This window comes from Leifsonia sp. T36S-04, from assembly GCF_042465655.1.
GTDB lineage: Bacteria > Actinomycetota > Actinomycetes > Actinomycetales > Microbacteriaceae > Leifsonia.
In genome coordinates this window covers 2,757,207-2,771,387 of record NZ_CP146286.1, presented here as the reverse complement: position 1 = coordinate 2,771,387, position 14,181 = coordinate 2,757,207, and the positions used below count along the sequence as shown (strand labels likewise).

Genomic DNA, 14,181 nt, shown 5'->3' with positions numbered 1-14,181 from the left:
TTCAGGCGACGGGTCCGGCCGTCGGGATGTGCACGACGAGCCGTGTCCCGTCGCCCGGCGGACTGACCACGGTGATGGTTCCCCCGGCCGCCTCGATCCGGTCGGCCAGCCCGGTGAGCCCGGTTCCCCGCGACGAATCGGCGCCTCCGACACCGTCGTCCTCGAACACAAGGCGGAGGTCGCCGACGTCCGTGACGGCGCCGGCGATCCGGACGCGGGTTGCCTGCGCGTGCTTGACAGCGTTGGTCATCGCCTCCGCCACGGTGAAGTAGCCGGTCGTCTCCGTCGACACCGGGAGGCGCGGGATGGCGAGGTCGAGCTCGACCGGGATCGGCGCGTCGGCGACAAGGGATTCGATGCCCGCAGCGAGCCCGGCGCGGGTGAGCGACGCGGGCAGGATGCCGCGCACGATGTCCCGGAGCTGCAGATTCGCCTCCTCCGCGTTCGCCAGGGCCTCGTCGAGCAGGTCCGCGACGTCGAGCCCTGCGGCGGCTCGGTCGCGGGCCAGCTTCAGGCTGATGATGGTGTGGACGAGACGTTGCTGCGCGCCGTCGTGCACGTCGCGCTGCAGGCGGCGGCGGGCTTCGTCGGCCGCCGCGATCACGCGGGCGCGGGACCGTCTCAGGCTGTCGCGGACCTCCGTGTTCGCGATCGCCGCCCAGGTGAGCTGGGCGAATCCCGCCAGCCGCGCCTCCGTGTGCGGCGCCAACGGGCCGGACTGCGACGAGGCCGAGAACATGCCCCACACCTCGCCGTCCACGAAGACGGGAACGGCGACGGCGGCTCGGATACCGAAGGGAGCGACGAGTTCCTCATCGCTGTGGCCGGTGAAGTCGTCGACGCGCACGGCGGACCGCAGCGTTGCGACACGCTCCGGAAGCGACCCGGGGGAGTGGACGGCGCGGACTCCGGGAGGGATGGGACCGTCGTGGGTCGCGACGCAGACGACGGTGTCCGGAGCCTCGAACCGGAGCAGGCTCACCTCCTGGCCGTCGAGCTGTGCGGACGCCTCCCGGCAGATCGCGGTGAGGATGTCCGCCGTCGGGCCGGCGGTCGCCAGGAGGGTGGCGACGTTGCGCAGGGACTGCTCCTCGTGGAGAAGCCGCCGCAGCTCATCCTGCTGGTCCGTCGGCACGGCAGCGGAGGTCTCCACGTCCTACCGCCCTTGCGTGGAGAAGAAGCGCAGCACCGCCTGAACCCGCCGATGACCGGTGTCGTCGGCGGAGATGCCCAGCTTGCGGAAGATCGACGTGACGTGCTTCTCCACCGCCGCCACGCTGATCAGGAGGGTACGGGCGATGCCGGCGTTCGACTGTCCCTCGGCCATCGCCGCAAGGACGGCGCGTTCCCGGTCCGTCAGAAGCGCCAGCTGCTCGGGAACCCTTCGCGGCTGCATCATGCGCGCGACGACGGTGGGATCGAGGGCGCTTCCGCCGTGCGCGACGCGGATGACGTCGGAACAGAAGTCGTCCACGTCGCCCACGCGCTCCTTGAGCAGATAGCCCACGCTGTCGAAGCGGCCGCCGATCAGTTCGAGCGCGTACTCGGGCTCGTCGTGCTGAGTGAGGACGACGACTCCCATCGCCGGCAACCGGTGCCGGAGCTCGACGGCCACGCGCAGTCCGTCGTCCCCGTGGTGAGGGGGCAGCCCGATGTCCACGACGGCGACGTCCGGCTGGTAGGCCAGCGTCTTCGAGAGCAGGTCCGGTGCGTCGCCCGCCTCGGCGACGACATCGAGACCGGCGTCGGTGAGCACTCGCACGACCCCGTGCCGGAGGAGGACGTCATCCTCTCCCACCGCCACGCGGACCGACCGACCCACCGCGTCCCTCCCGCTTCATTCCGTGTCGAGCAGAGAGTGCAGAAGGGCGCAACTGAGGTCGCTCTTGGGCACGAACGCGAGGGCGCCGGCGTCCCGGGCGTCGTTCTGGGAGGCGGCATCGCTGTCGGCAGACACGAGGACGACCCGCACTGCGGGAGAGAGGGCAGTCAGTCGCCGGGTCAATTCGAGGCCGTCTCCGTCGGGTAAGCCCATGTCCGCCAGCACGACATCGGGCATGTGCTGCGTCGCGCGCAGCACCGCGTCTGTCACATTAGCCGCTTCGCTTTCTGTGCGGTACCCGCAGCCGACCATCATCCGCCGCGCCAGGCCGCGAAACGGATCATCGTCGTCTACCACCATCACCGAGAGGGCCACCGCTACATCGTCGCGTCGCGGCGACCGGTCCGACCGTAGGGTTCACCGGAAAACTTCTCCGGCGGTCCACCGCGTCGCACCGGGAAGTCGCTCACCAGACTCGGTCTCATCACCGAACCGAGGAGCACATATGATGAGCGACGCATCCTCCGACGGCACGCCGTCCGACGAACTCCGGGGCAGGCTCAAGCGGACGGAGGTCCAGCGCGCGGGTTCCTCGATCCCCGGCCGGGAGATCGTCCAGGTCCTCACGGAGATACCCGTCGACGTGTCCTCCGGCTGGCATCACCATCCCGGCGAGGAGGTCGGCTACATCCTCTCCGGGCGGGTGCGGATGGAGCGTCAGGACGGTGACACCCAGATCCTGAACACCGGCGACGGCTTCCTCATCCCGCCCGGTGTGCCGCACAACGCGACCGACCTGGGCCCGGAACTCGGGCGGATGCTCTCCACCTACATCGTCGAGACGGACAAGCCCCTCGCCACACTCGAGCCATGATTAGAGCCGCCCGGAGGGGTGCCGGATCGCCGCATCGCACCAGCCTTCCGCGCATCCCGTTGAACACCTTGGCCATCGGCTTCGGGCTGGCGGGGCTGGCGACGCTGTGGACGACCGTCGCGACTGCCCTCGGCTGGTCTGAGGCCCTTCCCGTCGCACTGTGGATCGTGGCGGCGATCGCCTGGGTCTGGCTGATCGTCGCGCACACCGTGCGGGGTTCGCGCAGCAGCGAGACGCTCGCATCCCAGTTGCGGCACCCGGCCCAGGGTCCGATCGCCGCCATCGTCCCTCTCGTCGGCATGCTGCTCGGGCTCGAGCTGTCGGCATTCTGGCCGATCGGCGGCGCCGTCCTCGCGGCCGTCTCGTTCGTCGTCGCAACGCTGTACGCGGGATGGATACTGGCGTTCTGGCATCGCGGATCGCTCAACCCCGAGGCGTTCCACGGTGCCTACCTGCTGCCGACGGTCGGTGCCGGATTCATCGCCGCCATCGTCGCGGCGCGGCTCCACGCTCCGGAGGTCGCCGTGGCGGCTTTCGCGGTCGGGATCTTCTTCTGGGTCGTGCTGGTGACCGTTTTGCTGTCGCGCTTGGCGTTCTTCCCGCCGCTTCCCGACCCGCTCACTCCCACGCTCGCCATCCTGCTCGCGCCGCCGGCTCTCGGCGGCACCGCCTGGTTCGCGATGAACGGGCTTCATCGGGATCCGGTCTCCGACGCCTTCGTGGGGATCTTGGTGGTCATGCTGCTGTTGCAGCTGTTCCTGCTGCCGGCCTACCGGCGACTGCACTTCACGCTGGGGTTCTGGTCCTTCACGTTTCCTGTCGCGGCCGCAGCGGCCTATGGGGTGCAGTGGCTGCACCTGGTCGGATTCAGCGGCTGGCAGCCGCTCGCGGTCGTCGTCGCCGGGCTCTCGTCGGCTGTCACCCTCGCGGTCGCCGTTCGCTCGCTGGTCCTCGTGACGAGCGTGCGGCGCGGAGCTCGACGGGCCGAGCAGACGCTGCGCCGAGCCGACGACGCCGTGACCAATCCCGTTCGGGCTGTGCAACCGCGTGGATGACGCGTTTTGTCGGTGCTTGGCGTCACGATTCCGGTGCCAGGGTGTCTGTACGAGTGACAGGTTGTTGACACCTGTTATGTCCACGGCCGGGAGTAGGAACATGCCCAAGCGCGACTTTCCTCGCTGGATACGGTCGGGGTTCGGTCGTCCTCGGATTGTCCACGCGGTGCTCTGGGGAATCCTCGGCGCGGCCTGTCTCGCGCTCGGGCTGGACTACGCGTTTCGGGGCATAACCAACTGGTGGTTGACACTCCTCGCCGCGGTGTGGGCATGGGCAGTCGCGGGTACCTACCTCGTAATCGCGCTCCGTGATCGACGGCGCGGGACTGGAGCCTACGGGCCGCCGCGAGCGCACCAGACCGATCGCGACTGAACCATTCACGTGGTGCCGAGCGGACGACGCCGTGACCAATCCCGTGCGGGCTATGCGGCCGCGCGGATGATCATTCCGGGTCTTCGAGGAACCGCAGCAGCTCCCGGTTGACCTCGGACGTGTGGGTCACGGGGTTGATGTGCGGCCCTCCGTCGATCTCGATGTAGCGGGCGTCGGGCAGGGCTTCGTGTGCCCGCGCTCCCTGGCCGTCGATCGACAGGATGCGGTCCGCCGTGCCGTGGATGATCAGCCCGGGCACGTCGAAGCGTTCCAGGTCGGCGTGGAAGTCTTCGAGCCACATCTGCGGGCACGCCCACGTCGCGTAGGGCGACGAGCTGGCACCCCAGGACCACATCTCGCGGACGGTGTCCTCGCTGACGCGCGTGCCCTGATAGTCGTCCAGGTTCAGGAAGTTGTCCATCATCCCGGTCAGCCACGCGAACCGGTCGGCGAGGATGGCCTCCTTGACGCCGTCGACGCCGGCCTGGTCAACGCCGGTGGGGTTCGAATCGCTCTTCGCGAAGCTCGGCGTGAGGCTCTCGAGCAGGGCCGCGCTGCGCAGGCGCCCGGTGCCGTGCCGGCCGATGTAGCGCGCCACCTCACCGGTGCCCAGCGAGAAGCCGACCATCGTGACGTCGCTGAGGTCGAGCTCGCGCATGAGCACATCCACGTCGTCGCTGAGCGTGTCGAAGTCGAAGCCCGTGGTCGCGGCGCTCGATCGGCCGAAGCCACGGCGATCCGGGGTGATGACCCGGTAGCCGGCATCGAGCAGTGGATGCAGTTGCGGCTCCCAGGACCGCGCGTCGAAGGGCCATCCCGCCAGCAGGACGACGGGGCGACCCGAGCCCAGGTCTTCGTAGTACACCTCGATCGGTGCCGAGTTCTCTTCGCCGACGATGATGGTGCCCATGATCTTTCTCCTTCGCTGAGTGGCCGTTGTCTACGAGGGTCTTCCCCCGCATGCCGCGGCGCGCGGGGGTCCGCTGGAGAAGATTTCCGGAGAACCCTACTGAGGAGATCGCCACCGTCCTTCCGTCCGCAATAGGGCCGCTATTGGGAGGAGCCCGCGTACCGCAGCGCCTGCTTCCCGGCGTCGTCGATGGGTCCGACGGAGACCACCGCGATTTTCAGCCGCCAGCGCGTTCGAGGATTTTCTATAGTTTCCTGCCGAACACCTATCCGCGGTCGGGCGACCATCACGTCCGCCCTGCGCCATCCTGAGGAGACAACACATGACCGACCACACCACCACCGGCTACGCAGTCCCAATCCACATCGCGCCCCCTGCGCCCAAGGGTCTGAGCGTCGCGTCGATGGTGCTCGGTCTCATCTCGATCGCATTCGGTTTCACCTTCGTGCTCCCCCTGATCGGACTCATCCTGGGAATGATCGGCCTTCGGCGCGAGCCCGCTGGTCGGGGCATGGCCATCACGGGGGTCGTCCTTTCGGGCCTCATCCTCCTGGCCTGGGTCATCATCATCGGCGCCATCGTCATCGGCGGCCTGCTCGCCGCCGGCGCAGCGACCTCGAACCCCGGCTACTAGGGCGGCAGACCGCCTACGGGGGCAGGACGTCTAGGGGATCCAGCACCTGCAAGGATGGAGGCGATGACACGGACGGTGGTCTCCTTCAGTCGCGGTCTCGCCCTGCTGGTCGCTGCGACGTTCTTCATGGAGAACCTGGACGGCACGATCATCCAGACGGCGGCGCCGACGATGGCGCGCGAGTTCGGGGTCGCGCCCGCCGACCTGAGCGTCGCGATGGTCGCCTACCTGCTCGCGGTCGCCGCCGGAATCCCCGCGAGCGGGTGGTTGTCCCAGCGCGTCGGCATCAGGCCGGTGCTCCTGATCGCCATCGCGGTGTTCACGATCGCGTCCCTCCTCTGCGCCTTCGCGCCGACCGTGGGGCTGCTGACGCTCGCGCGCGTGCTGCAGGGCATCGGCGGCGCTCTGATGGTGCCGGTCGGCCGGCTGGCGGTTCTGAGCGAGACGGACCCGCACGACCTGCTCGACGCGATCGCCTACCTGACCTGGCCCGCCCTCGTCGCGCCCGTCATCGCGCCAGCGCTGGGCGGCATCCTCACCGACACCGTGGGATGGCGCTGGATCTTCCTGATCAACATCCCGCTGGGGATCGCGACGGTCGCGGCCGGGCTGCGCCTCATCCCGCGCTCGGAGCCGCGCCGAGGGGTTCCGTTCGACCTCCGGGGATACCTGGTGATCGCGCTCGCGCTGGTGCTGCTCACCGCAGGGGCCGAAGGGCTCAGCGCCGGTGATCTCCGCCTCCAGATCGCCGGGGCCGCCGCGATCCTCGTGTCGCTCGGCGTCGGGTGGGCGGCGATCGTCGTGGGGCGCGGTCGCGAACACGCGCTGTTCGACTGGAGTGTCCTGCGGCGGCCGAGCTTCCGGGCGGGCAACCTGAGCGGGGGCGTGTACCGGATGATCATCACCGGAGCCCCGTTCCTGTTCACACTGCTGTTCCAGCTCGCCTACGGCTGGAGTGCGACGGTCGCGGGCCTGATGGTCATCGCGATCTTCGTCGGCAATCTCGGGATCAAGCCGTTCACGACACCGCTGATCCGGCGCTTCGGGTTCCGGACGGTCCTCATCTGGTCGAACCTGCTCGGGATGCTGGTGCTGCTGGCGTTCGTGGCCGTCGGCCCGGAGGCGCCCATCCCGCTGATCATCGCGCTGCTGATCGTGAGCGGAGTGTTCCGGTCCATCGGGTTCAGCGCCTACAACACGCTGCAGTTCGCCGATGTGGGGCCGGAGGAGACGACCAACGCGAACACGCTCGCGTCCGCGCTGCAGCAGGTCGCGGTCGCGCTGGGCCTCGCCGCCGCAGCCGTCTTCGTGCGGGCGTCCACCGCCGTCGCCGAAGGAGCGACCGGCTCCCCCCTGCCCGGATACCACTGGGCGTTCCTCCTCGCCGGCGCGCTGCTCCTCCTCCCGCTGGTCGGATCGTTCCGCCTCCCGCGCGACGCCGGCGCGCGAGCCATCGCCCGGTCCTGACCCCGGCGGGCGCTCGCGGCAGGAGCGAACGCGATCGCGTCGTGCTCGCAACTTTTATGACGTGTGTTGAGCATCGCTACCGAATGTGACGGTGGAGGGTGCGGTCGATGACGCCCGGTCCTACCGTCGGCGATGCACCCTCCACCGATCCGTTCCGCCCGATGTGAAGGACCACCCATGAAGAGACTTCTCCGGAGCGCCGCCGTCGTCTCCGTCGCGACCCTCACGGCTGTCGGCCTCGCCGCGTGCGCCAGCGGTTCCGCAGCCTCCTCCAGCGAATCGTCCGCCAAGAGCACCGTGTACTTCGGTGTCTCCGCCGCGACGACAGGCCAGTACGCGCAGTACGGCGAGCAGTTCAAGGAAGCATTCGACCTGGCGGTCGAGCAGGTCAACGCGAAAGGCGGCATCAACGGCCACCCCGTCGCGCTGAAGTACGAGGACTCGCAGTCCGACCCGAAGCAGTCGGTCGCCGTCGCGCAGAAGTTCGTCGGTGACGACAGCGTCAGCCTGGTGTTCGGCGACTACTCGTCCGCTGCGTCCATCCCCGCCTCGCCGATCTACACGGCGGGCAAGCTGCTGCAGTACGGCTTCAACAACTCCAACCCGGACTTCACGGCCAAGGGCACGCAGTACCAGTGGTCGACCTCCATCACCACCAGCGCGACCTACACCTGGACCGCCGACTACATCAAGAAGCAGGGCATCGACTCGGTCGGCGTCAGTTACCTCAACACCGCCGACTGGGGCATCCCCGCGTTCAACGCCTTCAAGGCGGAGGCGAAGAAGGTCGGCCTGAAGATCACCGACGCCGAGGGCGTGCTCGACACGTCCGACGACTACCGCCCGTCGCTGACCAAGGCCGTCGCCGACAAGCCGGAGGCTTTCGTGCACATCGGCTACGGGCCGGACGCCGCCAAGCTCGTCACGCAGCTGCGTGCCATCGGGTTCGACGGAACCTTCTACGGCGGCCAGGACGAGCAGTCCTTCGACGGGACGAAGGATGCGGAGGGCGCGATCAACGGCGCCGAATTCCTCTCCTCCAACCCCGCGCCCGAGGTGCAGAGCTTCGTCAAGGCGTTCAAGAAGAAGTACCCGCAGGAGGAAGAGGTCACTGGCTTCGAGGCGGGCGCCTATGACGCGCTCAACGTCGCGGTCGCCGCGGCGAAGATCGGCGGCACCAGCCGCGAGGGCATCCTCGCGGGGTTCACGAAGGTCAAGGATGTCCCGAGCGTCGTCTACGGGAAGATCACCTTCGACCAGAGCACGCGCCGGGTGGCCTCGCCCCAGCTCACGCCGAGCATCCTGAAGGACGGGAAGTGGGTCGCGTACACCGGCTGACCTGCCGCTGACACGCACATCATGCTCGACACACTGATTGCCGGCCTGCTCCGAGGGAACGTCTACGCCCTCGGAGCGGTCGGCATCTCCCTCGTCTTCGGCGTCATGAACGTCGTCAATTTCGCCCAGTTCTCGTTCTTCGGGCTCGGGGCGATGCTGTCCTGGTTCTTCGTCGTCAAGCTCGGGCTGCCGTTCTGGCTGGCCCTGGTCGCCGTGCTGGTCGTCTGCGGCGCGATCGGGTTGCTCATCAACGTCACGGTGGTGCGCCCGCTCGCGAAGTTCCTGCCGCTGGCGGCCATGCTCTCGACCTACGCGATCTCGCTGATCCTCGACAACGCCTCCCAGATCGCCTTCACCGCGCAGTTCCGGGTCTTCCCCGACGTGCTGCCGACCTCGAACCTGCACATCGGCAACATGCGGTTCGGCACGTCCGATCTGGTGATGCTCGGCACGACCGCGGTGATCATGGTCGTCATGACGCTGTTCCTCAAGTACGGGAAGGTGGGGCGCGCCATCCGGGCGACGGCGCAGGACCAGGAGGCCGCGCTCCAGATGGGGATTCCGGTCGGCCAGGTGCAGCACGTGTCGTTCGTCATCGCGTCGGCGCTCGGCGGGCTCGCGGGCGTGTTCATCGCCCTCTACGTCGGTGTAGCGAACCCGAACTCCGGACTCGACGTCGGCCTCACGGCGTTCGTCGCGGCGACCTTGGGCGGCCTCGGGAGCCTTGTCGGCGCGGTGATCGGCGGGTTCGTCCTCGGCATCCTGGAGGCGTTCGGCATCCACTTCTTCGGCGACACGGCGCGCGAGATCATCGTGTTCGTCATCCTGATCGTGGTGCTGATCGTGCGTCCCGGCGGCCTGCTCGGCAAAGTGCCGCTGATGTCCACGGAGCCGCTGACGGGCACGTTCCTCGGCAAGGGGCGCCCGATCCGCATCCCGCGCTGGGTGTGGCTCGCCGCGTTCGTGGTCGCTGGGGTGCTGGTGCCCCTGGTCGCCAACGACTACATCCTCACCACCGGCACGCAGGTGATCATCTACGCGATCATCGCGGCCGGGTTCACCGTGACGGCCGGCCAGGCGGGTGTGCTCGCGCTGGGCCAGGCCGGGCCGATCGCCATCGGCGCCTACGCTTCTGCGCTGCTGACGCTGTACCTGCATCTGCCGTTCTGGGTCGCGCTGCCGCTCGCCGGCATCGCCGCGGCCGTCGTCGCGTCGATCCTGGCGTCGCCGATCTGGGGCGTGAAGGGCCACTACATCTCCATCGCAACCCTCGGTCTCGGTATCGCGATCGTCGCCGTGATCCAGCTCGTGCTGCCGCAAGGGCTCTACAACATCCCCGTCCCCGAGTGGTTCGGGACGCCGCTGAACAGTCCGCAGGCGTACTACCTGATCGACTTCGGCGTGCTGGCCGTGACCCTGCTGGTGATGTGGCGACTGCGTTCGTCCCACCTCGGCAAGGTGATCTCGTCGGTCGGCTCGGACGAGGTGGCCGCGCTCTCCTCCGGCGTGCGCGGCCGCAACTATAAGGCGCTGGCCTTCGCGGTCTCCGGCTTCTTCGCCGGGATCGGCGGCTCGCTGCTGGCGCACCAGTACACCTACATCGATCCCACGATTTTCACGATGCTGATGTCGCTGCTGGTGGTCACGATCGTGATCATGGGCGGCGTGAGCCTGCCGTACGGCGCGGTGATCGGCGCGATCATCCTGATCGGCGCGATGGAACTGCTGCGGTTCACACCGGAACTGCGGATCATCGTGTACGGCCTGGTGCTCATCCTGGTGGTGCGCTTCCGGCCGGGCGGAATCCTGGTGAGGAACTCATGACCGAACTGCTGCTGGATGTTCACGACCTGGAGCGTCACTTCGAGGGGCTCAGAGCCGTCGACAAGATCTCGTTCACGGTCTCGCGCGGCGAGGTGGTGTCGATCATCGGCCCCAACGGGTCGGGCAAGACGACGACGCTCAACCTCGTGACTGGCGCGATCCGGCCGAACGGCGGCGCGATCACGCTGGAGGGAGAGCGCATCGACCGCGCCGACAGTGCGCGCATCGCCGAGCACGGCATCGCGCGCACCTTCCAGAACGGACGGGTGTTCGCGACGCTCTCGGTCGCCGACAACATCGAGGTCGGGCTGCATTCGACCCTGAGCGCGAACCGACCGTTCCGCCGCTTCTCGAACGTCTTCCTGCTGCGGTGGATCCCGCTGCTGGCCGAGCTGTACATCGCGATCGTCGGAACCCCGGCCTCGCGGCGCGAGCAGCAGCGGATCGACGCGGTGGTCGCGGCGGAGATCGACCGCTTCGAGGCCCGACTCGGTCCGCGCCGGGACGACCCGGCCTACTCGCTGAGCTACGCGAACCGCCGGCGCACCGAGATCGCCCGGGCCCTGGCCCTCCAGCCGAAGCTGCTCGTGCTCGACGAGCCGACGGCCGGAATGAACCAGTCCGAGACGGCCGAGGTGCTCGAGCAGCTGCTGGAGCTCAAGGCGGCCGGGCAGTCCATCCTGCTGGTGGAGCACAAGCTCGACCTCGTGATGTCCGTCTCGGACCGAGTGATCGTGATGGACGGCGGGCGCATCATCGCGGAGGGCCGGCCGGACGAGGTCCGCACGGATCCTGCCGTGGTCGAGGCATACCTCGGCCGGCGGCGTGGGCTGGGAGGGGTGGACCTGCTGTGACCGAGCTCCTGGCCCTGGACGACGTGAACGTCTACTACGGGCCGTTCCACGCGCTCCGCGGCAACACCCTGACCGTCGGGGAGGGCGAGATCGTGTCGCTGCTCGGCGGCAACGCGAGCGGCAAGTCCACCACGATGAAGACCATCCTCGGGCTCGTCAGGCCCAAGACCGGCACCGTGCGATTCGCGGACGAAGACATCACGCAGGCGCCGACGCGGCGGCGCATCCGCGCGGGGATCGCGTCCGTGCCCGAGGCGAGACGTGTCTTCCCCGAGATGACGGTCGACGAGAACCTCATCGCGGGCGCCTACACGCGCCGCGACAAGGCCGGCATCGCCGAGGACCTGGAGCGGATGCGCACGCACTTCCCGCGCTTGGGCGAGCGACGGCGTCAGCAGGCCGGGACGCTGTCCGGCGGGGAGCAGCAGATGCTCGCCTTCGCGCGCGCCCTCATGAGCCGTCCGAAGCTCATCTGCATGGATGAGCCGACCATGGGCCTGTCCCCGAAACTGGTCGACCAGGTGCTGGACGAGATCGTCCGGATCAACCGGGAGCTCGGTGTCGCCGTACTGTTCGTCGAGCAGCAGGCCGAGCTGGCGCTCTCCATCGCCTCCCGCGGCTACGTGCTCGCGACCGGCGCGATCGTGCTCGAGGGCACAGCGCGCGAACTGCTCGACAACCCGCAGATCCAAGAGGCCTACCTCGGAAAGGCTCCACGAGAGTGACGACATCCGGAAACGAACGCATCCGCCTGGGATTCTTCACCCGGCTCCTCGACGACGGCACGGCGCTGCAGCGCTACCGCAACGCCCTCGACCAGTTCGTCCGGGCGGAGGAGCTCGGGCTCGACTCGGTCTGGGTCGCCCAGCACCACTTCCATGAGGACGAAGGCGGCCTGCCGTCCCCGTTCGTGCTGCTGGCCCAGGCGGCGGCGCGCACGTCGCGCATCCATCTCGCCACCGGCATCGTGACGCTCCCGCTCGAAGCGCCGCTGCGGGTGGCCGAGGATGCCGCGGTGCTGCAGCTGCTCTCGGACGGCCGGCTCGAACTCGGCATCGGGTCGGGCGGCACGCCGTCGTCGTTCCCCCCGTTCGGCCACGACCCGGCCGACCGCGCAGCGATCTACGATCGGCACCGGGAGACGCTGGTCGGTGCGCTGCGCGGAGACACCCTGACCGCGGACGGCGGGACGCTGTACCCGGCCGCCCCGTCGCTGCTCGGCCGGATCTGGGAGGCGACGTTCTCAGCCGAGGGCGCCGCCCGCATCGGCCGCCGCGGCAACGGTCTCATGCTGTCCCGCACGCAGCCCAGGCGGACGTGGGATGCGCCCACCTCGCCGCAACTGCAGGAGGCGGTCGTCGACGCCTACCTGGGCGCACTGCCCGCAGGCACCGAGCCGCGCATCCTCGCCTCCCGCTCCCTGCTCGTCGTCGATTCGGAGGCCGAAGCGGAGCGCTGGATCCGGCGCGGCATCGATCGCGGGCGCTCCTTCGCGGACGCCCAGGGAGTCGACATCCCGGCCACGGTCGGCGACGCCGAGCTGCTGGCCTGGCTCGACATCCACATCGGGACGCCGGAGCAGGTGCTCTCGACGCTGGAGCGGGACACCGTGCTCTCCCGGGCGACGGACGTGGCCTTCCAGCCGCACCCGATCGACCCGCCGCACGAGACGGTCCTGCGCTCGCTGGAGCTGCTCGCCACCGACGTCGCCCCCCGCCTGCTCGACTGGTCGCCCGCGTCGGCCGCGACGGTCGCCGTATGACCCGCACGACCTGAACCCGCACATCCTGAACCCCTTGGAAAGGAAGCCATGACGACCGACGTCATCGACCGGCTGGTGGGAATCGCCCCCGGCGACCCGCTCGACGGCCTGCGCGCCCAGCGCCCCAGCGCCCGCGCGAACGCCCAGGCCAGCTTCGACGCGCTCTTCCGCACGGACGAGGTGGATGAGGTCAGCCAGCGCGAACGCCTGGCCCTCGCATACTGGACGGTCGCCCTCTCGGCGTCGCCCACCGCATCCTTCTACCGCGATCTGCTCGCGGCCGAAGACCCGGCCGCCCTCGCGGCGCTCGACGCCGCCCTACCGGCAGCCATCACCTCCGGACCGTACGGCGACTACCCCGCCGGCCCGCTGACCGCCGAAAACGTCGCGGGCCCGCTCTGGGAGCCGGATGCGGCGCTCGCCGCCGCCGTCGGTCCCCGGCTCGCCGCCGCGCTCGCCCACGTGCACCTCCTCGTCTACCGGCCGCGGGACTCGTCGGCCGACGCCCTGCAGGTCCTGCTCGACGCCGGATGGTCCACCACCGGCATCGTCACGCTCTCGCAGCTCGTGGCGTTCCTCAGCTTCCAGCTCCGTGTCGTCGCGGGGCTCACCGTTCTGAAGGGAGAACTCGCATGAGCGACCAGATCGTCGGCGAGCAGGTCATCCGTCACACGTTCGAGGCGCCGAACGCCTTCACCCAGGCCGAGCTCGGCTGGGAGGCGTGGCTCGAGCCCCTGCCGCTGGAGGAGCTGACCGAGCGGCACTACGACGGCCTCGTCGACAAGGGACGCGCGAACAGCCCCTACTTCCGGTTGCTCGTGCGCGACCCCGACATCCTCGGCGCCCGCACCCGCACGGACAACGACATCTTCTACAACGAGAAGGGCGGACTGACGCGCGCGCTGCGCGAGCTGTCGGCGGCCAGCGCATCCCGTACCAACGGCTGCATCTTCTGCGCGTCGGTGCACGCCCGCTTCGCCAGCCACCACTCCAAGCGCCGGGAGGATGTGCAGCGCCTCCTCGACGACGGGACGTCCGCCCCGCAGGACGATCCGCAGTGGCGGGCGGTGATCGACGCCTCCGTCGCTCTCACCGAGATCCCGAACGCGTTCGGGCCCGAGCGCGTTCGCGCGCTCCGGGAGGCGGGTCTCGACGATCTGGCGATCATCGACGCCATCAACGGCGCAGCCTTCTTCAACTGGGCGAACCGGCTCATGCTCTCGCTCGGGGAGCCGACACCACCGAAGGAGTAGCGGCGGCAGCAGCGC

Annotated in this window: 15 protein-coding genes; 11 read left to right on the top strand and 4 right to left on the bottom strand. The window is 69.1% G+C overall.

Annotation, left to right across the window (positions count from 1 at the left end; translation table 11 throughout):
- Position 1: 1 nt before the first annotated feature.
- From P3F85_RS13435 to P3F85_RS13425, 3 genes are read right to left on the bottom strand one after another with little or no spacing between them, the layout of a single operon-like run.
- Complete coding sequence (locus P3F85_RS13435) at positions 2-1,153, bottom strand: GAF domain-containing sensor histidine kinase (protein WP_374008250.1); 1,152 nt, start codon at positions 1,151-1,153, stop codon at positions 2-4.
- 3 nt (positions 1,154-1,156) lie between these two features.
- A complete protein-coding gene (locus P3F85_RS13430; RefSeq protein ID WP_374008248.1) occupies positions 1,157-1,822 on the bottom strand; it encodes a LuxR C-terminal-related transcriptional regulator in 666 nt (221 codons plus the stop codon).
- A 15-nt stretch (positions 1,823-1,837) separates the two neighbouring features.
- Positions 1,838-2,197 carry a response regulator gene (locus P3F85_RS13425; RefSeq protein WP_374008246.1) on the bottom strand — a complete coding sequence of 120 codons (360 nt, stop codon included), beginning with the start codon at positions 2,195-2,197 and terminating at the stop codon, positions 1,838-1,840.
- Positions 2,198-2,330: 133 nt separating this feature from the next.
- Here P3F85_RS13425 and P3F85_RS13420 point away from each other — a divergent pair, with 133 nt between their 5' ends.
- Complete coding sequence (locus P3F85_RS13420) at positions 2,331-2,696, top strand: cupin domain-containing protein (protein WP_374008244.1); 366 nt, start codon at positions 2,331-2,333, stop codon at positions 2,694-2,696.
- Positions 2,693-3,751, top strand: coding sequence for a transporter (locus tag P3F85_RS13415; protein ID WP_374008242.1), 1,059 nt, complete (start codon positions 2,693-2,695; stop codon positions 3,749-3,751). The genes P3F85_RS13420 and P3F85_RS13415 overlap by 4 nt, the downstream gene beginning before the upstream one ends.
- A gap of 443 nt (positions 3,752-4,194) precedes the next feature.
- Here the strand turns inward: P3F85_RS13415 and P3F85_RS13410 are convergent, their stop codons facing one another.
- Complete coding sequence (locus P3F85_RS13410) at positions 4,195-5,034, bottom strand: alpha/beta fold hydrolase (RefSeq protein ID WP_374008240.1); 840 nt, start codon at positions 5,032-5,034, stop codon at positions 4,195-4,197.
- A gap of 322 nt (positions 5,035-5,356) precedes the next feature.
- Between P3F85_RS13410 and P3F85_RS13405 the strand changes: the two genes are divergently transcribed.
- The 9 genes from P3F85_RS13405 (at position 5,357) to P3F85_RS13365 (ending at position 14,166) form a co-directional block, all read left to right on the top strand.
- Entirely contained in the window at positions 5,357-5,668 is a 312-nt protein-coding gene (locus P3F85_RS13405) for a DUF4190 domain-containing protein (RefSeq protein ID WP_374008238.1), read from the top strand.
- A gap of 63 nt (positions 5,669-5,731) precedes the next feature.
- Positions 5,732-7,135: an MFS transporter gene (locus P3F85_RS13400; RefSeq protein ID WP_374008236.1), complete on the top strand. Its 1,404-nt coding sequence runs from the start codon at positions 5,732-5,734 to the stop codon at positions 7,133-7,135.
- A gap of 177 nt (positions 7,136-7,312) precedes the next feature.
- Positions 7,313-8,473, top strand: a complete 1,161-nt coding sequence (locus P3F85_RS13395) for an ABC transporter substrate-binding protein (protein ID WP_374008234.1) — start codon at positions 7,313-7,315, stop codon at positions 8,471-8,473.
- Positions 8,474-8,494: 21 nt separating this feature from the next.
- Positions 8,495-10,297 (top strand): ABC transporter permease, encoded by a 1,803-nt coding sequence (locus tag P3F85_RS13390; RefSeq protein ID WP_374008232.1) that lies wholly within the window; start codon positions 8,495-8,497, stop codon positions 10,295-10,297.
- A complete protein-coding gene (locus P3F85_RS13385) occupies positions 10,294-11,151 on the top strand; it encodes an ABC transporter ATP-binding protein (protein ID WP_374008230.1) in 858 nt (285 codons plus the stop codon). Before P3F85_RS13390 ends, P3F85_RS13385 begins: the two co-directional genes overlap by 4 nt.
- Complete coding sequence (locus P3F85_RS13380; RefSeq protein ID WP_374008228.1) at positions 11,148-11,876, top strand: ABC transporter ATP-binding protein; 729 nt, start codon at positions 11,148-11,150, stop codon at positions 11,874-11,876. Before P3F85_RS13385 ends, P3F85_RS13380 begins: the two co-directional genes overlap by 4 nt.
- Entirely contained in the window at positions 11,873-12,913 is a 1,041-nt protein-coding gene (locus P3F85_RS13375; RefSeq protein WP_374008226.1) for a putative FMN-dependent luciferase-like monooxygenase, read from the top strand. The genes P3F85_RS13380 and P3F85_RS13375 overlap by 4 nt, the downstream gene beginning before the upstream one ends.
- A 48-nt stretch (positions 12,914-12,961) precedes the next feature.
- A complete protein-coding gene (locus P3F85_RS13370; protein WP_374008224.1) occupies positions 12,962-13,549 on the top strand; it encodes a CMD domain protein in 588 nt (195 codons plus the stop codon).
- Positions 13,546-14,166: an alkylhydroperoxidase domain protein gene (locus tag P3F85_RS13365; protein WP_374008222.1), complete on the top strand. Its 621-nt coding sequence runs from the start codon at positions 13,546-13,548 to the stop codon at positions 14,164-14,166. Before P3F85_RS13370 ends, P3F85_RS13365 begins: the two co-directional genes overlap by 4 nt.
- Positions 14,167-14,181: the final 15 nt, after the last annotated feature.